The sequence below is a fragment of the Enterobacter sp. ECC-249 genome, assembly GCF_043965265.1.
Classification (GTDB): domain Bacteria; phylum Pseudomonadota; class Gammaproteobacteria; order Enterobacterales; family Enterobacteriaceae; genus Enterobacter; species Enterobacter quasiroggenkampii.
The window spans coordinates 3,847,295-3,864,606 of the sequence record NZ_CP143660.1 but is presented as its reverse complement, the minus strand read 5'-3'; the positions used below and the strand labels follow the sequence as shown (position 1 = coordinate 3,864,606).

Genomic DNA, 17,312 nt, shown 5'->3' with positions numbered 1-17,312 from the left:
GATTTCCTTGTACAAAACGGTATTACGTTACTTTGCACATTAAGCTTTATGGCAATAGTGCAAAAGGTGCTGAAACGGTAAAGTTATTCTGTGACGTAGATCGATAATCCATGGGCATTCACCTTACGGCCGTTGTTGTTATCACGCCTTGAATTTACAGTGTCCCAAAGATTTATTCTGACTTTAGCGGAGCAGTAGAAGAATGACAAAGTATGCTTTGGTAGGTGATGTGGGCGGCACGAACGCGCGCCTTGCATTATGCGATGTAAGTAGCGGTGAAATTTCCCGGGCGAAAACCTATTCCGGGCTGGATTATCCAAGTCTTGAGGCCGTTGTCCGCGTCTATCTGGACGAGCATCAGGTAAGCGTAGAAGATGGCTGCATCGCCATTGCCTGTCCGATAACCGGCGACTGGGTCGCCATGACCAACCATACCTGGGCATTCTCCATCGCCGAGATGAAAAAAAACCTCGGCTTTGCGCATCTTGAAATCATCAATGACTTCACCGCGGTGTCCATGGCGATCCCGATGCTGAAGCCTGAGCATCTGATCCAGTTCGGTGGCGCTGAACCGGTAGAGGGTAAGCCGATTGCGGTTTACGGGGCCGGTACCGGTCTGGGCGTTTCACATCTGGTGCATGTCGCTCAGCGCTGGGTGAGCCTGCCGGGTGAAGGCGGTCACGTTGACTTTGCGCCAAACAGCGAAGAAGAGGGCATTATCCTCGAAGAATTACGCGCGGAGATCGGCCACGTCTCCGCCGAGCGCGTGCTGTCAGGACCGGGGCTGGTGAATCTGTACCGGGCGATTGTGAAGTCGGACGGCCGTCTGCCGGAAAACCTGCAGCCTAAAGACGTCACCGAACGCGCGCTGGCGGACAGCTGCATTGACTGCCGTCGTGCCCTGTCGCTGTTCTGCGTGATTATGGGACGCTTCGGCGGCAACCTGGCGCTGACGCTGGGCACCTTCGGGGGCGTTTATATTGCGGGCGGAATTGTGCCGCGCTTCCTCGACTTCTTCAAAGCCTCCGGCTTCCGCGGCGGGTTTGAGGATAAAGGACGCTTCAGAAGCTACGTGCAGGACATTCCGGTTTATCTGATCGTGCATGATAATCCAGGCCTGCTGGGGTCGGGTGCCCACCTGCGTCAGGTTCTCGGCCAAATTCTCTGATGTATAGCCCTCTCCCGCGGGAGAGGGCTTTTTCGTTACAGGTGCATCAGCTGGCGGAACTCTTTCACCTTGCTGCGGCTCACCGGCACCTGAAAATCCAGATCCTTCAGGCGCAAGATATAGGTGTTGTTAAACCACGGTTCGATCTCGCGGATCTTGTTTAAATTCACGCAGAACGAGCGGTGGCAGCGGAAAAAATGCGACGCAGGCAGCTTGCTGCAAAACTCGGTGATGTTCATCGCCATCACGTACGATTCCCGCCGCGTATAGACAAACGTCATCTTTTCATGGGCTTCGGCATAGTAGATATCATTGACCGGCGTCACGATGATGCGCTCGTCTTTAACCAAATTAATGGTATCGTTTTCCCGTACCGTTGGGCTGGCGCTAGCGGGAGCGGTCTGCTGCTGCCATGCGGCCTCCAGCTTTTGCAGCATGCTGACAATCCGCGACTCCTGGTAAGGCTTAAGAATATAGTCAAACGCCTCCAGCTCGAAGGCCTCTACGGCGTGCTCTTTCCATGCGGTAACGAAAACAATAAACGGCTTATGGGCAAACTGATTGATGTTTTGCGCCAGCAATACGCCATCCAGCGACGGAATGTTGATATCCAGGAAGATGGCGTCGACCCGGTTATGCTGCAGAAACTTCAGCACGTCCAGACCGTCATCAAACGTCCCCACAATCTCCATCTGGCTGTGGGTGTTGATAAGCCAGGTTAGCTCCTGTTGAGCCAGGATTTCATCTTCTACAATGATGACTTTCATGGGTTACTCCACCTGGGGCAACAGTGATGTTGTCGAATGAACGGGAGAACGCTCGTTCGGAACGTAAAAAGCAATTTCGGTGCCCGGCTCAAGACGCTGAATATGCAGACCGTCGCCGTAAAGCAGCTTGACCCGGTGGTGCACGTTCAGCAGGCCGATTTTATTCCCGGGCATCTCGTTAGACTCCACGCGCTCAATGACTTTTGGGTCAATCCCGTGGCCGGTATCGCGCACGGCAATGCGTACCCGGTTACCGCTTTCGGTGACGCTGATGGTAACGACGCCTTTGCCTTTACAGGGCTGAATGCCGTGAACAATCGCGTTTTCGACCAGCGGCTGGATAAGCAGACTCGGGATCACGCAGTTGACCTCTTCATCAATATCGTAAATGACCGTGAGCTTGTCGCCAAAGCGCGCCTGCTCAATCGCGATGTAGTCTTTGATCTGGTACAGCTCTTTTTTGATATCGATCTGCTCGTCATCTTTCAGCTCGATGTTGTAGCGCAGATAGCGCGACAGATTAAAAATCAGCTGGCGAGCGGTGTCCGGATTAAGACGGATGGAAGAGGAGATGGCGTTCAGCGCGTTAAACAGGAAATGGGGATTGATTTTGCTCTGCAGCGCGCGCAGCTCTGCCTTATTTGCCATCTCACGCAGCTGTTCTGCCCGGGAGACCTCCAGCTGGGTGGAGATAATCTGCGACAGGCCAATCGCCATCTCCTGCAGGGAGGAGGTGATCTGATGCGCGTGACAGTAATAAATTTTTAGCGTGCCCGTCACGACGCCTTTCTCCCACAGCGGGATCACCAGCATCGAGTGGATTTCCGGCGTTCGGTGGGCTTCATCATTGTTTTTAATGATGATTTTACCGTAGTTGATCGCCTGTCTGGTGGTTGGGCTGATGGTGTCATCGTTGTCGCGATAGTTGTGTTCCCCGACGCCAACGTAGGCCAGCACGTGGTCAATGTTGGTGATGGCGACGGCATCTGCGTGGATGTCGTGGCGGATAATTTCGCAGACCTGACGCAATGACTCCGCGTTAACGTGGCGGAAAAGCGGCAGCGTTTTGTTGGCAATATCCAGCGCCAGCTTGGCCTGACGGGCGGCGCTGGCCTCTTTTTCCCCTTCAACGCTTTGTACCAGCAGCACGATAAAACCGATGCAGACGCTGCCCAGGATCATCGGAATCCCGATTTTCGAGACGATATCCAGCCCCAGCGCGGTGGTCGGGGCCCAGACGACGACCAGGATCATCGTCAGCGTTTCGCACACCATGCCTGCGACGATCCCAGCGCGCCAGCGCTGTTTTTTCGGGATTTTGCGGCTGATCCAGCCGGAGAGCACACCGGCGATAATGCTGGTAATAAAGCAGGGCACCGCCGTTACGCCGCCGATATCAATCAGGTAGCGATGGGTTCCGGCAATCACGCCGGTGATGACGCCCACCCACGGGCCAAACAAAATCCCACCGGACATCACGGCGATAATGCGCACGTTAACCAGCGAGCCCTCTACCGGCACGCCTGACCAGGTGCTGAACAGGGCGAACAGCGAAAAGATGGCGGTAACGGCCAGCAGCTCTTTTGGCGAGTGGGCTGATTTGTGCAACAGCTCGCGAAACAGGCGAATGCGGATGAGGAAGAACAGGCAAATCAGCATTAATGCCGCACGGTCAAAAACCGCCAGCAGCATAGTGAATATTTCGTGCACGAGTAGACCTGGGAAAACGGGAAAGAACCATGATAAAAAACCTGGCGCGTATTGACCAGCTATCCGTCAGGTTTATCAAATGAGGAAAACCCATAATTTTTAAAGGGGATTGTCAGGCGGTGACCGATGCATCCAGTTTTTTTCTTATCGGCGCATCATCAGGTAACTGGGTTGATATCACTCTGTTAAATAACAGCTATCAGAAAGCTATTCCCGAAACAGGGACTTCCGCTTTTCGACACAGCCGGGTTCCGGTTTTCAGACAATCACTTTTTTTTCATTTCCCTCTCGACAGCATGATTTTTTTCAGGTTATTTTCTAAACATGCCACACCGGTGGCAGCGTCGCTCGGACGGTCCGGGCGCTAACGTTAATCTGAGGAATCTATGGCTGAATTCAGTCCTGAACGCCGTTTTACGCGTATCGATCGTCTCCCCCCTTATGTTTTCAATATCACTGCTGAACTGAAAATGGCTGCGCGTCGGCGCGGCGAAGATATTATCGATTTCAGCATGGGTAATCCTGACGGCCCAACGCCACCGCATATCGTTGAGAAGCTCTGCACGGTTGCCCAGCGCCCGGATACGCATGGCTACTCGACCTCTCGCGGTATTCCCAGATTACGTCGCGCGATCTCGCGCTGGTATCAGGAGCGCTATCAGGTTGATATCGATCCGGAAAGCGAAGCGATTGTCACCATCGGCTCGAAAGAGGGGCTGGCACACCTGATGCTGGCCACGCTGGATCATGGCGATACGGTGCTGGTGCCTAATCCAAGCTACCCGATCCATATCTACGGCGCGGTGATTGCCGGGGCACAGGTCCGTTCCGTGCCGCTGGTGGAAGGTGTCGATTTCTTTAACGAACTTGAGCGTGCGATTCGCGAAAGCTATCCAAAACCGAAGATGATGATCCTCGGTTTCCCGTCGAACCCAACGGCCCAATGCGTGGAGCTCGATTTCTTCGAGAAAGTCGTCGCCCTGGCGAAGCGTTATGACGTGCTGGTGGTTCACGATTTAGCCTATGCTGACATCGTCTATGACGGCTGGAAAGCGCCTTCTATTATGCAGGTTCCGGGCGCGCGTGACGTGGCGGTCGAGTTCTTTACGCTGTCAAAAAGCTACAACATGGCAGGCTGGCGTATTGGCTTTATGGTGGGTAACAAAACGCTGGTGAGCGCACTGGCGCGCATTAAGAGTTACCACGACTATGGTACCTTCACGCCGCTACAGGTCGCGGCTATTGCTGCCCTGGAAGGCGACCAGCAATGCGTTCACGAGATTGCCGCCCAGTATAAGCGCCGCCGTGACGTGCTGGTAAAGGGCTTGCATGAAGCGGGATGGATGGTGGAAATGCCGAAGGCGTCTATGTACGTCTGGGCAAAAATTCCGGAGCCGTACGCGGCGATGGGATCGCTGGAGTTTGCCAAAAAGCTGCTGCAGGATGCGAAGGTGTGCGTATCACCGGGCATTGGCTTTGGTGATTATGGCGACACCCATGTGCGATTTGCCCTGATTGAAAACAGCGACCGCATTCGTCAGGCGGTGAGGGGCATCAAGAGTATGTTCCGGGCCGACGGTCTTCTCACCTCGAAGAGCGTGACTGAAAATCCCGCGTCGACATGACATAAAAAAACAGGAGCCGATGGCTCCTGTTTTTTTGACTGCATGTTCTTCACTAGATCATCAGGGCAAAGGTTCCGGCCCAGACTAAAACAATCACCGAAATGCCCATAAAGAAATATTTCACGTTTCATCGCTCCGCGTATCTTGTGGTACGCATTTAAAAACAGAGTCCACCTGATTATAGAGAACTGAAATCCGGTCAAAACGGAAATGAGAATTTTCCCGTTACGCCGCTCACTCCAGCTCAGAATTCTGTGCTTTCCTGTTGCCAGACGGCGCTAATGTACGCCTAAAAATGAGGGGAGACAAGAGGGATTTTTTTAAATAATTTCCGTCACTTACGACTGTCGTGGAACGGCGACAGTTTGATTTCGCATCGCAATAAATTCACTTTGGGCGACGCAATGAAAGACGATTTCTCAAAGGGATGACAGGTGATTGAAAAGGTTAGTTTCTTAGCGAAACTAACCTTAATGAAAGGCTTAAATATAGAGCGAGGCTTCGCCCAGAGGGCGGGTTTTGAAACGACGATGCATCCACAGATATTGCTCAGGCGCGCGCATGATTTCAGTTTCGATGACTTTATTGATGAACGCCGCGGCTTCGCACTCGTTTTCCGGATAGTTAGCCATTTCAGGAGAGATGTGCAGACGATAGCCTGATTTATCTGCTTTTCTCACCATCGTCACGGTCAGCATTGAGGCGCCTGACAAACGAGAAATGACAAAGGTGCCGTTAGTCGTCGCAACATCTTTAACCGCAAAGAAAGGCGCAAAGCTGCTGCCTTTACGTCCATAATCCTGATCGGGTGCAAACCAGACGGCTTCACCTTTCTTCAGGGCACCGACCATACCGCGCAGGTTATTACGGCTGATCATCGCCTTATTGGAACGCATGCGGCCACGCGTCTGTACCCACTCCATCAGCGCACTGTTGTGTGGTCGATAGGTCGCCATCATTGGCTGGCACAGGCCCATCACGCGGCCACCCAGTTCCAGAGACATAAAGTGAACACCGACAACCATCACGCCGCGTTTTTGCATCTGCGCGCGTTTAAGATTATCCAGGCCTTCCACGTCAAACCACTTGCGGACACGCTCATCCGGCCAGAACCAGGCCATGCCGGTTTCAAGCAGCGCCATGCCGATGGATTTGAAGTTTTCAGCGATGAGTTTCTCGCGCTCTTCAGCATTGTACTGCGGAAAACAAAGCTCAATATTTTTACGCGCGATGGATTCACGACGTTTCAGGAAAACACGGGAAGCGCTGCCCAGTTTCGATCCCAGCAAACGCAGAACAGGGTACGGAAGTTGAACCAGCAGCCAAAGTAAGCCAAGACCAAACCATGTAAACCAGTAACGCGGGTGTAAAAACGCGCGTTGAAATTTGGATTGAGACAAAATAGTAAAACCTATGTGAAGCCTGTAAAGGTAGCGCAGAGTTTGCGATACGACGTGCCGATAAGACCGTTCTTCAAGGTGATGGTTGCAGGCTTTACCGAACTTTACGGCGTTGCCTGGCCACTGCTGATTTGGGCGGGCGGCGTAATGTAGCACCGTTATACGATATGTGCCATTACTCGTTTTTGATTAAAAAAGCGGCAATCTGGAAGGTGCTTGATTTTACAGTTTTTATAATCACTCGCATGCAAGGGTATGCCGTCTGCCCTATCCGCGAAGATAGAGCATCTTCTGATGAAGGCGTGTGGATAAAAGAGCAGCGTACTTATTCGTGACCGATTACGCACTTGAGAAATTTATTTATCGCTTCCACATTCGCGAATAGGAAAATTCCATGTGAAATTTCTCATGTAATGTTTGCGCAATCAATAATTCAGTTTGCATTCATTATTGAAAAGTATTCTGTTTTTATCGTGCTGCAATAATACATTGCACTCCGTTCATGATTTTTGGTCTCAGTATCTTGATGCAAATCAATATAACGTATTTTTCCTGCCGTCTATCTATGTGCGATCATTTTTTCGATACAAATATTCGGGTTGCATACCGAAAGCAGTGTCTTTTACTGAGGGGAGTGGGTAATCCGCCATAATATTTTAGTAGAAAATTCTTAAGAAATTTCTTATGTAGGATAAAAGATCTGTGTATTTGATTTTATGTCGATCATTATTCTAATATTGCGCATCAAGAACGATACCGTGAAGTTGGCGTAGCAAAACAAAGAGGGATGATGAAATGGCTGACAGTTTTCAGAATGAGGTGCCTAAGGCACGTATTAACCTGAAGCTTGACCTGCATACGGGCGGGGCAAGCAAGAAAATGGAATTACCATTGAAATTACTGGTTGCAGGTGATTTCACTAATGGGCAGGAGTCTGCTTCAATATCTGAACGTGAAAAGGTTAATATCACAAAAAATAATTTTGATAGCGTTCTTTCCGAATATTCCCCAAAAGTTAATCTAACCGTTAAAAATACGTTGTCTGATGATGGTGGCGAGGACAACATTCAGCTGACTTTCCAGAGCATGAAAGATTTCACGCCAGAGCAGGTGGCTGCCCAAATTCCACAGCTGAAGGCGATGCTGGCGATGCGCAACTTGCTCCGCGATCTGAAAGCCAACCTGCTGGATAACCAGACTTTCCGAAAAGAGCTGGAGAAAATCGTTCTTGACCAGTCACTTAGTGCTGAGTTGCGAAATGAACTGTCCGCACTGGCTTCAAAAAAACCTTAACCATCATCCTGTTTTAACGGATTAATCAAGGAATGCTCATGTCTGTACAAAATAATACTGCTGGCGGGGAAAGCGTGGTGCTGGAACGCCCTGCTGTGGGTGGGGTATACGCTTCACTGTTTGAGAAAATCAACCTGAACCCTGTTTCCGAGTTGAGCGCGCTGGATATCTGGCAAGATGCGCAGGCGATGTCGGATGCGACTGCTGACGAGCGTCTCACCGCAGGTATGCAAGTCTTTCTGGAATGCCTGACCAAGGCAGGCTCGAAGGTCGACAAACTGGATAAAAACCTGATCGATCACCACATCGCTGAGCTCGACTACCAGATCAGCCGCCAGTTGGACGCTGTTATGCACCATGACGAGTTTCAGGCAGTTGAGAGCCTGTGGCGAGGGATAAAGTCGCTGGTTGATAAAACAGATTTTCGCCAGAACGTGAAAATTGAGCTGTTGAGCATGTCTAAAGAAGACCTGCGCCAGGACTTTGAAGATAGTCCGGAAATCTTCCAGAGTGGTCTCTATAAACACGCCTACATTGATGAATATGATACCCCGGGCGGCGAACCTATTGCGGCGCTGATTTCCGCTTATGAGTTCGATGCTTCAGCGCAGGATGTCGCCCTGCTGCGCAACATCTCTAAAGTATCTGCGGCTGCACATATGCCATTTATCGGCTCGGCAGGCCCGAAATTCTTCCTCAAGGAGTCAATGGAAGACGTTGCTGCGATTAAAGATATTGGTAACTATTTTGACCGCGCAGAGTACATCAAATGGAAATCGTTCCGCGATACGGACGACGCTCGCTACATCGGTCTGGTGATGCCGCGCGTACTGGGACGTTTACCGTATGGTCCGGATACCGTTCCGGTTCGCAGCTTTAACTATGTTGAAGAAGTCAAAGGTCCGGATCACGACAAATACCTGTGGACGAATGCATCGTTTGCCTTCGCTTCCAACATGGTGCGTAGCTTTATTAATAATGGCTGGTGTGTACAAATCCGTGGCCCGCAGGCCGGCGGTGCGGTTCAGGATCTGCCTATCCATTTGTATGACTTGGGTACCGGCAATCAGGTAAAAATCCCGTCTGAGGTAATGATCCCTGAAACGCGTGAATTCGAATTCGCGAATCTGGGCTTTATTCCGTTGTCCTACTACAAAAACCGCGACTACGCCTGCTTCTTCTCAGCAAACTCCACTCAGAAACCTGCGCTGTATGACACCGCTGATGCGACGGCTAACAGCCGCATCAATGCCCGCCTGCCGTACATCTTCCTGCTGTCGCGTATCGCCCACTATCTGAAGCTGATTCAGCGCGAAAACATCGGTACCACCAAGGATCGCCGACTTCTGGAACTGGAGCTGAACACCTGGGTCCGCAGTCTGGTAACCGAAATGACCGATCCGGGCGACGAACTTCAGGCATCTCATCCATTGCGTGATGCAAAAGTGGTGGTGGAAGATATTGAGGATAACCCAGGCTTCTTCCGCGTGAAATTGTATGCGATTCCGCACTTCCAGGTGGAAGGGATGGACGTCAACCTGTCGCTGGTTTCCCAGATGCCGAAAGCGAAATCGTAAGGCGAGGGGTGAGCAGGGATGAAAATTTATCGCCCACTTTGGGAGGATGGGGCCGCTCTGGCCCCGCAACAGTTCCAGCAGCAGGTCCGCTGGGGTGAGCACGTTGCCAGCATGGTCGCCCGGATGGGTATTTCTCATCCCTGGGGCGTGGTTGCGGCAGAGTTTGATGATGCTGCACTTGCGCTTTCGCGCCTGAATGCCATCCGCCTGGTCGTACGTTTCCAGGATGGCACGATTGTTGATACGGATCTGGCGGATAATATTCCGCCGGTCTGTGATTTGTCTGCTGCAAACGGCTCAGAGGCTGTTGAGGTGGTGGCCGCATTGCCGCTGCTGAGCGCCAGTGGTGGCAACCTCGATAACGGACAGGATAGTGAACGTCCCCGTCGCTGGAAAGCCGAACGTGTGGTGGTGCAGGAGCTGGCTGGTCATGAAAGCGGGGAACTTGCCATTCTACGTAATGCGCTAACCCTGCGTCTGTCCAGTCAGGAAAACACGGCATACTTAACCTGTCCGGTGACTCGTCTGGTGCGTAATGCTCAGGGGCAGTGGGTTCGGGACCCTGCTTTCATTCCCCCAATGCTTTCCGTTTCTGCAAGCCCGCCTCTGAACGCAGAATTGGGTGATCTACTGGTTCGTCTGCAGGCCCGTCGTCGTCGCCTGATGGCCATGCGCCGTGAAAGCAATGAGCGGATGGCAGACTTTGCTGTTGCGGATGTCTCCCTGTTCTGGCTGCTGAATGCTCTGAACAGCGCCGAGCCGGTGTTAACGGAACTTCTGCAGACGCCCGATCGTCACCCGGAACTCCTGTACCGTGAACTGACCCGTCTTGCCGGCAGCCTGCTGACATTTTCACTGGAGCATGACGCCGGGAACATTCCTGCTTATCAGCACGATGCTCCTGAACGGGTATTTCCACCGTTGCTGGCACTGCTGGACAAGCTTCTGGAAGCGAGCCTGCCGTCGCGGGTAGTAAGTATCCACCTGGAGCATCAGGACCAGATCTGGAAAGGTGCCCTGCACGACGCGCGTCTGCGCGAAGGGGCTGACTTCTATCTCTCAGTACGTTCTTCCATGCCGAACCATGAGCTTCAGACAAAATTCCCGCAGTTGTGTAAAGCGGGCAGCTTTGATGATGTTTCGGATGTGGTGAATGTAGCTCTTAGTGGGATGCTTATTAAGCCTTTGTCGCATGTTCCGGCCGCTATCCCGTTGCGCCTTGAGAACCAGTATTTCTCGCTGGATCTGAGCAGTGAGGCGGCTCGCGCGATGCTTGAGATGGGCTGTTGCACCTTGTATACCCCGCGCTCGCTGGGGGATGTTGATCTCGAACTCTTTGCGGTGCTGCGTACATGAATAAATCTGAACTCAGTCAGATAGAACATATCTTCTACCCGGGCTGGCTGATGGCCAGCCAGTTGCGGGGTGGTCAGGAAGTACGTGACGGGGAAGGGCTCTATCGCCGTGCCTGCCGTCTGGTACGAGAGGCGAAAACTGCGCTCACGGAGGCAGGTTACAGCGATATCAGCCGTGACCATATGGTGTATACCCTGTGTGCACTGCTTGATGAGAGCGTGATGAACCGGGGAACTACCGATGATGGCTATCTGACCTGGCGCCGTGACCCACTGCAGGCACACTTCTTTGGTACCCTCAACGCCGGTGAAGAGCTGTGGGAAAGGATCCGTAACCTGCTGAAAGAAAGGGCCCCTGATACCGCTGTCCTGATCTGTATGTACCGGACTCTGCAACTGGGGTTCGTGGGTCAGTATCGCGCTCAGGATGATGAGCGTAGGGAAGATATTGTTCGTGCTCTCGCAGAGCGGGTGCCCGCCTTCACATTGGCACAGGATGCCCCTATTGTTGCCCGCGCATCGCGGCTGCGCAGCGGCCGTCGCTGGTACTGGCTGGGCTGGGTTGTGGCCGCTGTCGCTCTGACTGCTCTCTGGTTTTTCCTTTCGACTTCGCTTACCGGGCTGGTAAGCCAGATCGTCAGGCCGGGGTAAGCGATGCGGGATACGTACCGAAGTCTGTTAACTGCCCAGGGGGCCATTCTGGCGCTGTGGCTCATTCTGGGATTCTGGCCACTATCCACGGGCAGCCGTGTAGCTCTCGGCCTGCTGGTTGTTCTGGTGTCCGGGGTGATGTTCTGGCGTCAGTGTCGTGCTTCTCAGACACGGGCAAACGCTGTCCGGGAAATTGTGGATGAAAACCTGCCGCCGGAAGATTTTCAGGGGGCAGTGATCCTCGTCTGTGGTGACAACGCCCCGCTGTTTGTGTCCGGTTCCCGTCACCGGGAAACCCGGCAGGGCTGGTATCTGTGGGTGAAGGATGCGGAGCAACTGCCTTTATTTGCACAGCACCTGAGCCTGGTACGCCCGGCCCTGGTGTCGCAAATCTCCGTCATGCTGGCGGTGGTCCCTGAACAGCACATATCCAGCGATGATTTTACCCAGTCTCTTCGGGGTTGGCAGCGGGCCGTTGTGCAGTGCCGTGCGGCTTTTGGCATTTTGCCCCCGCTGTGGACCGTGACCTGGGTATCACCCCCTGTGGTCTGCGCTCAGGCAGAGCCCGTCTGGTTTATCACGGTCAGCCAGCGAAGCGGCATTCAAGTGTATCAGCCCGGTCAGGGCAATGTGTCACTGACAGAGTGGACACGGGAGAGCGGCGCAGATGGACGCCTTTCGCGTCTGAATCAGGGCCTGTGGCTGGACAGCCTGCTTGCCTGGCAGAACAGCGCGGTGAATGACCTGCTGTCGGTATGCCGGGGCGAACTGCCGGTGATGAAGCCCTGCGTACAGGGCATGTGCATGGTGCCGGTGAGCGGTATCGGGGGCAATCTCTGGCAACAGCACATCACTACCGTGACGGCGCTGCCACCGGATACCGTTGTGACGACAGAGCCACTGCCGCTGCCTGAACTGCTGCTGCCAGCGCTGCCGCGCCGACGGGGCGTCAGCCGCAGAATGGTGTTCTGGCGTTACGCCGGGTTGCTGGGCGGGATTTTCCTCGCGCTGGCCATGCTGGCATCCTGGATGAACAACCAGCGTCTCATCCGTAATGTGGGCGATCACCTTGCGTTGTATCACCATCTGACGGGGAAGCCTGTAGCACCGAAACTGAGTGCACAGCAGCGCCTCAGAGCCGATGGCGCATTGCTGGACGACTGGGCGCGTCGCGGGGAACCACTACGTTATCGCCTGGGGCTATATCAGGGGCTGCGCCTGATTCCGCTCGTTGAGGCCGCTCTCAGCGACTGGGCACCTCCGCCACCACCACCACCGGTCATCAAGAAAATCATTCAGGGTCCGAAAACCATCCGTCTTGACAGCATGTCGCTGTTTGATTCGGGCAAATCGGCGCTGAAAGCCGGGTCCACCAAAATGCTCGTGAACTCGCTGGTCGGCGTTAAAGCGAAGCCCGGCTGGCTGATTGTCGTGTCAGGGCATACCGATAACACCGGCAATCCGCAACTGAACCAGGCGCTGTCTCTGAAACGCGCGGAATCGGTACGTAACTGGATGCGTGACACCGGCGACGTGCCGGAAAGCTGTTTTGCGGTGCAGGGCTATGGCGAAAGCCGCCCTGTCGCAACCAACGACACCCCGGAAGGGCGTGCGCTTAACCGCCGTGTCGAAATCAGTCTGGTACCACAGGCAAGTGCCTGTCAGATACCCGGCAAAAACCCGGCGCCATCGCAGGATGATGGCGTCTCAGAAAATAAAACGGAGTAATTAACATGGCAATTCCTGTTTATCTTTGGCTGAAGGACGACGGCGGCGCGGACATCAAAGGGTCTGTTGACGTTCAGGATCGTGAAGGCAGCATCGAAGTTGTTGCACAGGAGCATAACCTGTATATCCCAACCGACAACAACACCGGCAAGCTGACCGGCACCCGCATCCACACGCCGTTCCTGTTCACGAAGGAAATCGATTCCTCCAGCCCGTACCTGTACAAGGCGGTGACAACCGGTCAGACCCTGAAATCCGCTGAGTTCAAGTGGTACAAAATCAACGACGCGGGCCAGGAAGTGGAGTACTTCAACACCAAGCTGGAAAACGTGAAGGTAGTGAAAGTGAATCCTGAAATGTATGACATCAAGGATCCTTCTAAAGAGAAGCACAACCACCTTGAACGCGTTGAGCTGCGTTACGAAAAAATCACCTGGACCTACAAAGACGGCAACATCATTCATTCCGATTCCTGGAACGAACGCGCCACCGCGTAATCCTGATGCGGGCAGGTTTTCCTGTCCGCAGTTTTTTGCTGAGAGCCTGAGATGCGGGCACTCAGCAAAGAAAAAAATCTGCCTGCCTGACCTTATGCGCTTTGGTGAACAGCGAGGGGCGGTAGCGTGTCCAGGAACCGACAAAGAGAGAATCTCATGGAAAAACCAGCCATCCTGTTACGTCGTCTGAACCCTTACTGTGCCCGAGCGATGGAAGGCGCAGCTTCGCTCTGTCAGACCCGTGCCCATGCCGAAATTCTGCCGGAGCACTGGCTGCTGAAGCTGCTGGAGCAGGGGGAAGGTGACCTGACGGTGTTGGCGCGTCGTTATGAATGGGATATGGATGGCATCTGGCAGGATTTACTTGGCTGGCTCGACAGACAACCTCGCTCCGTGCGCCATCGGCCCCAGCTCTCTGATGACATCCAGACTCTGATGCAGCAAGCCTGGCTACTTGCATCACTCAATGGCGAAGAGCACATTCGCAGCGTCCATCTGCTGATGGCCCTGGTGGAAAAACCGAAACTGGCACGTTGTGACGGCCTTTGGCCGTTGTTAACGCTGGGTCAGAGCCAGCTGGAGCGCCTGCGACCGTTGCTGGATGCGCAATCGGATGAACGTCCGGAAATGCAGCGCGAAGCCGAGCTGGCACAGAACCACGGTGGTGAGGTGGAGTTTGTCGGGCGTCCGGCTGGTGTGGAAATGAAAGAAGGGGAACTGAGCCCTGCGCTGCAGAACGCGCTGGATAAATTCACCCTCGACGTTACCGCCAAAGCGAAGGAAGGGAAGATCGATCCGGTGTTTGGCCGTGACACAGAAATCCGTCAGATGGTTGATATCCTCTCTCGTCGCCGCAAAAACAACCCGATTCTGGTCGGCGAACCGGGCGTGGGAAAAACCGCACTGGTTGAAGGACTGGCGCTGCGTATTGCCGAGGGTAATGTGCCTGAATCCCTGAAAACGGTTACTCTGCGTACCCTTGACCTGGGCCTGCTGCAGGCCGGTGCAGGCGTGAAAGGCGAGTTCGAACAGCGGCTGAAAAACGTCATCGATGCGGTGCAGCAATCCCCGTCCCCGGTACTGCTATTTATTGATGAAGCGCATACCATCATCGGCGCAGGCAATCAGGCGGGGGGCGCCGACGCAGCGAACCTGCTGAAACCGGCGCTGGCGCGTGGTGAACTGCGTACCATTGCGGCTACCACCTGGTCTGAATACAAACAATATTTCGAGCGCGATGCGGCCCTGGAGCGTCGTTTCCAGATGGTAAAAGTAGATGAGCCTGACGATGACACCGCCTGCCTGATGCTCCGTGGTTTGAAATCCCGTTACGCCGAGCACCACAATGTGCATATTACCGACGATGCGGTGCGCGCTGCTGTTACGCTTTCCCGCCGCTATCTGACGGGCCGCCAGTTGCCGGACAAGGCGGTTGACCTGCTCGACACCGCCGCAGCGCGCGTCCGGATGAGCCTCGACACGGTGCCGGAACAGCTGACCTGCATTCGCTCGCAGATTACCTCTCTTGAAATGGAGAAGCAGGCGCTGCTGGAAGATATTGCTGTCGGCAATCAGAGCCATGGTGAACGCCTGACCGTCATTGAGCAGGAAGAGAACGATCTTATTGTTGCTCTCGACGAACTTGAAACACAGTACGGGCAGGAACTGAAACTCACCGAACAACTGCTGGAAAGCCGCCAGGATATCTCCCGTCAGAGCGAGACGCACATGCTGCAGCAGGAACTGAACCACATGCAGCACAGCAATCCGCTGCTCTCCGTGGATGTGGACGTGCGCACCGTTGCCAACGTGATTGCTGACTGGACAGGCGTGCCGCTGTCATCGCTGATGAAAGATGAGCAGACCGAACTGCTGACCCTGGAAAATGAAATGGGTAAACGCGTGGTCGGACAGAATGTGGCGCTCGAGGCCATCGCCCAGCGTCTGCGTGCGGCAAAAACGGGTCTCACCTCTGAGAATGGCCCGCAGGGCGTATTCCTGCTGGTGGGGCCGAGCGGGGTGGGGAAAACCGAAACCGCGCTTGCGCTGGCCGATGTCTTGTACGGCGGTGAGAAGTCACTCATTACGATTAACCTCTCAGAATACCAGGAGCCGCATACGGTTTCCCAGCTGAAGGGCTCCCCTCCGGGCTACGTCGGTTATGGGCAGGGAGGGATCCTGACCGAAGCCGTGCGCAAGCGACCGTACAGTGTGGTTTTGCTCGATGAAGTCGAAAAAGCCCACCGCGACGTGATGAACCTGTTCTATCAGGTGTTCGACCGCGGCTTTATGCGCGATGGCGAAGGGCGTGAAATCGACTTCCGCAACACCGTCATTCTGATGACCTCGAATCTTGGCAGCGACCATCTGATGCGGCTGCTCGATGAACAGCCGGAGGCCAGCGAAGGCGATCTCCACGAACAGCTGCGTCCGATACTGCGCGATCGCTTCCAGCCGGCGCTGCTGGCCCGCTTCCAGACCGTCATTTACCGTCCGCTGGCGGAAGCGGCCATGCGTACCATCGTGGAAATGAAGCTGTTACAGGTTAGCAAGCGCCTGCATCGACACTACGGCCTGACCACGCACATTGATGAGAGCCTGTATGACGCCCTGACTGCCGCCTGCCTGCTGCCTGACACCGGCGCACGCAACGTCGACAGCCTGCTGAACCAGCAAATCCTGCCGGTGCTGAGCCAGCAGCTGCTCACGCACATGGCCGCGAAGCAGAAGCCACACAGCCTGACGCTGGGCTGGGATGACGAAGAAGGGATTGTGCTGGCGTTTGATTAACTGGTTTATCTAAAGGGTTGCAATTATGGACAGCGCAAAAGAGATTGCCAGAGATATGCTTGATGCCATTCATATCGATGGGTCTGGGTTTATCGGTGCTGTGGCGAAAGGTGTTATTTCCTTACCCGTCAGCCTTGCCTATCTTGGCTATGATTTTATAGATACGGAACACCGCAGAGAGAATCAGGATGATAGATTTCGGTTAGCAGCACTGGTTAAAAAAGTAACTTTTAACGATGAGGTTATTTATAAGGTTATTAAACCATTTATAAATGATTTTGTTTCTCATGTAGATATGCATAAAATTTCACATTTTTCAAAAAATATAACTGGAAGTGTTATAGGTAAAATGATGTTCTCGCAGTTTACGGGAGTTAACCTCGGAAGGGCGATTATATCTCAAGGAGTTGGTGCCTTTTTTTCTGGTTCTGTTGCTGGTGGTGTGTTGGGAGTTGGTGCTGAGGCATCAAGATCTATTTATACATCGCGGTACTTGCGTGAAAGAAACCCTAAAATGTATGAGAAATTAAACAGTATGGGTGATTTTGATCTTTTTTATTATCTTGTTGAGGACATTGTTAGGCCTTATGAGACGGCTTGTGAAATTGTAAAGATAAATCCTGAAGAGTTTAATAATGTCTGCGAATACTTCTTTGGAGGTTTATGAATATAAAAGATTTTATACTTATCATTGTTTCACGGATCGTAGCCAGTATCGGGATGACGCTAGGAACTATCAGTATGATTTACT

The 17,312-nt window shown here is 53.4% G+C and carries 15 protein-coding genes; 11 read left to right on the top strand and 4 right to left on the bottom strand.

The window, feature by feature from the left end; translation table 11 throughout:
- The first annotated feature begins 202 nt into the window (after positions 1 to 202).
- Positions 203 to 1,168 (top strand): glucokinase, encoded by a 966-nt coding sequence (glk, locus tag V1587_RS18355; RefSeq protein ID WP_048029635.1) that lies wholly within the window; start codon positions 203 to 205, stop codon positions 1,166 to 1,168.
- 35 nt (positions 1,169 to 1,203) lie between these two features.
- On the opposite strand, the gene V1587_RS18350 is transcribed toward glk, so the two are convergent.
- Together V1587_RS18350 and V1587_RS18345 are read right to left on the bottom strand one after the other, a co-directional pair.
- Positions 1,204 to 1,935, bottom strand: a complete 732-nt coding sequence (locus V1587_RS18350) for a LytTR family DNA-binding domain-containing protein (protein ID WP_023294232.1) — start codon at positions 1,933 to 1,935, stop codon at positions 1,204 to 1,206.
- Positions 1,936 to 1,938: 3 nt separating this feature from the next.
- Positions 1,939 to 3,645, bottom strand: coding sequence for a sensor histidine kinase (locus V1587_RS18345; protein ID WP_048029636.1), 1,707 nt, complete (start codon positions 3,643 to 3,645; stop codon positions 1,939 to 1,941).
- A 386-nt stretch (positions 3,646 to 4,031) separates the two neighbouring features.
- Here V1587_RS18345 and alaC point away from each other — a divergent pair, with 386 nt between their 5' ends.
- A complete protein-coding gene (gene alaC, locus V1587_RS18340; RefSeq protein WP_371897377.1) occupies positions 4,032 to 5,270 on the top strand; it encodes an alanine transaminase in 1,239 nt (412 codons plus the stop codon).
- A 52-nt stretch (positions 5,271 to 5,322) separates the two neighbouring features.
- Here the strand turns inward: alaC and ypdK are convergent, their stop codons facing one another.
- Together ypdK and lpxP are read right to left on the bottom strand one after the other, a co-directional pair.
- A complete protein-coding gene (gene ypdK, locus V1587_RS18335) occupies positions 5,323 to 5,394 on the bottom strand; it encodes a membrane protein YpdK (RefSeq protein ID WP_099458937.1) in 72 nt (23 codons plus the stop codon).
- Positions 5,395 to 5,752: 358 nt separating this feature from the next.
- Positions 5,753 to 6,673: a kdo(2)-lipid IV(A) palmitoleoyltransferase gene (gene lpxP, locus V1587_RS18330; protein ID WP_348941315.1), complete on the bottom strand. Its 921-nt coding sequence runs from the start codon at positions 6,671 to 6,673 to the stop codon at positions 5,753 to 5,755.
- A gap of 12 nt (positions 6,674 to 6,685) precedes the next feature.
- Between lpxP and V1587_RS18325 the strand changes: the two genes are divergently transcribed.
- The 9 genes from V1587_RS18325 (at position 6,686) to V1587_RS18285 (ending at position 17,228) form a co-directional block, all read left to right on the top strand.
- A complete protein-coding gene (locus V1587_RS18325) occupies positions 6,686 to 6,823 on the top strand; it encodes a hypothetical protein (protein WP_159427010.1) in 138 nt (45 codons plus the stop codon).
- Positions 6,824 to 7,465: 642 nt separating this feature from the next.
- A complete protein-coding gene (gene tssB, locus V1587_RS18320; protein ID WP_371897376.1) occupies positions 7,466 to 7,963 on the top strand; it encodes a type VI secretion system contractile sheath small subunit in 498 nt (165 codons plus the stop codon).
- Between the two features lie 32 nt (positions 7,964 to 7,995).
- A complete protein-coding gene (tssC, locus tag V1587_RS18315; RefSeq protein ID WP_395314443.1) occupies positions 7,996 to 9,540 on the top strand; it encodes a type VI secretion system contractile sheath large subunit in 1,545 nt (514 codons plus the stop codon).
- Between the two features lie 18 nt (positions 9,541 to 9,558).
- Positions 9,559 to 10,896 (top strand): type VI secretion system baseplate subunit TssK, encoded by a 1,338-nt coding sequence (tssK, locus tag V1587_RS18310; protein WP_371897374.1) that lies wholly within the window; start codon positions 9,559 to 9,561, stop codon positions 10,894 to 10,896.
- Positions 10,893 to 11,546 (top strand): type VI secretion system protein TssL, short form, encoded by a 654-nt coding sequence (gene tssL / locus V1587_RS18305; protein WP_371897373.1) that lies wholly within the window; start codon positions 10,893 to 10,895, stop codon positions 11,544 to 11,546. The genes tssK and tssL overlap by 4 nt, the downstream gene beginning before the upstream one ends.
- A 3-nt stretch (positions 11,547 to 11,549) precedes the next feature.
- Positions 11,550 to 13,274: an OmpA family protein gene (locus tag V1587_RS18300; RefSeq protein ID WP_371897372.1), complete on the top strand. Its 1,725-nt coding sequence runs from the start codon at positions 11,550 to 11,552 to the stop codon at positions 13,272 to 13,274.
- 5 nt (positions 13,275 to 13,279) lie between these two features.
- On the top strand, positions 13,280 to 13,771 hold the full coding sequence (hcp, locus tag V1587_RS18295) for a type VI secretion system effector Hcp (protein ID WP_023325816.1): 492 nt from the start codon (positions 13,280 to 13,282) through the stop codon (positions 13,769 to 13,771).
- Positions 13,772 to 13,927: 156 nt separating this feature from the next.
- Positions 13,928 to 16,561 (top strand): type VI secretion system ATPase TssH, encoded by a 2,634-nt coding sequence (gene tssH, locus V1587_RS18290; RefSeq protein WP_395314442.1) that lies wholly within the window; start codon positions 13,928 to 13,930, stop codon positions 16,559 to 16,561.
- Between the two features lie 25 nt (positions 16,562 to 16,586).
- Complete coding sequence (locus tag V1587_RS18285) at positions 16,587 to 17,228, top strand: hypothetical protein (RefSeq protein WP_395314441.1); 642 nt, start codon at positions 16,587 to 16,589, stop codon at positions 17,226 to 17,228.
- Positions 17,229 to 17,312: the final 84 nt, after the last annotated feature.

Coding starts and splice junctions, on each gene's coding strand:
- glk (WP_048029635.1), top strand. CDS start 203: ATGACAAAGTATGCTTTGGTAGGTGATGTGGGCGGCACGAACGCGCGC.
- V1587_RS18350 (WP_023294232.1), bottom strand. CDS start 1,935: ATGAAAGTCATCATTGTAGAAGATGAAATCCTGGCTCAACAGGAGCTA.
- alaC (WP_371897377.1), top strand. CDS start 4,032: ATGGCTGAATTCAGTCCTGAACGCCGTTTTACGCGTATCGATCGTCTC.
- tssB (WP_371897376.1), top strand. CDS start 7,466: ATGGCTGACAGTTTTCAGAATGAGGTGCCTAAGGCACGTATTAACCTG.
- tssC (WP_395314443.1), top strand. CDS start 7,996: ATGCTCATGTCTGTACAAAATAATACTGCTGGCGGGGAAAGCGTGGTG.
- tssK (WP_371897374.1), top strand. CDS start 9,559: ATGAAAATTTATCGCCCACTTTGGGAGGATGGGGCCGCTCTGGCCCCG.
- tssL (WP_371897373.1), top strand. CDS start 10,893: ATGAATAAATCTGAACTCAGTCAGATAGAACATATCTTCTACCCGGGC.
- V1587_RS18300 (WP_371897372.1), top strand. CDS start 11,550: ATGCGGGATACGTACCGAAGTCTGTTAACTGCCCAGGGGGCCATTCTG.
- hcp (WP_023325816.1), top strand. CDS start 13,280: ATGGCAATTCCTGTTTATCTTTGGCTGAAGGACGACGGCGGCGCGGAC.
- tssH (WP_395314442.1), top strand. CDS start 13,928: ATGGAAAAACCAGCCATCCTGTTACGTCGTCTGAACCCTTACTGTGCC.
- V1587_RS18285 (WP_395314441.1), top strand. CDS start 16,587: ATGGACAGCGCAAAAGAGATTGCCAGAGATATGCTTGATGCCATTCAT.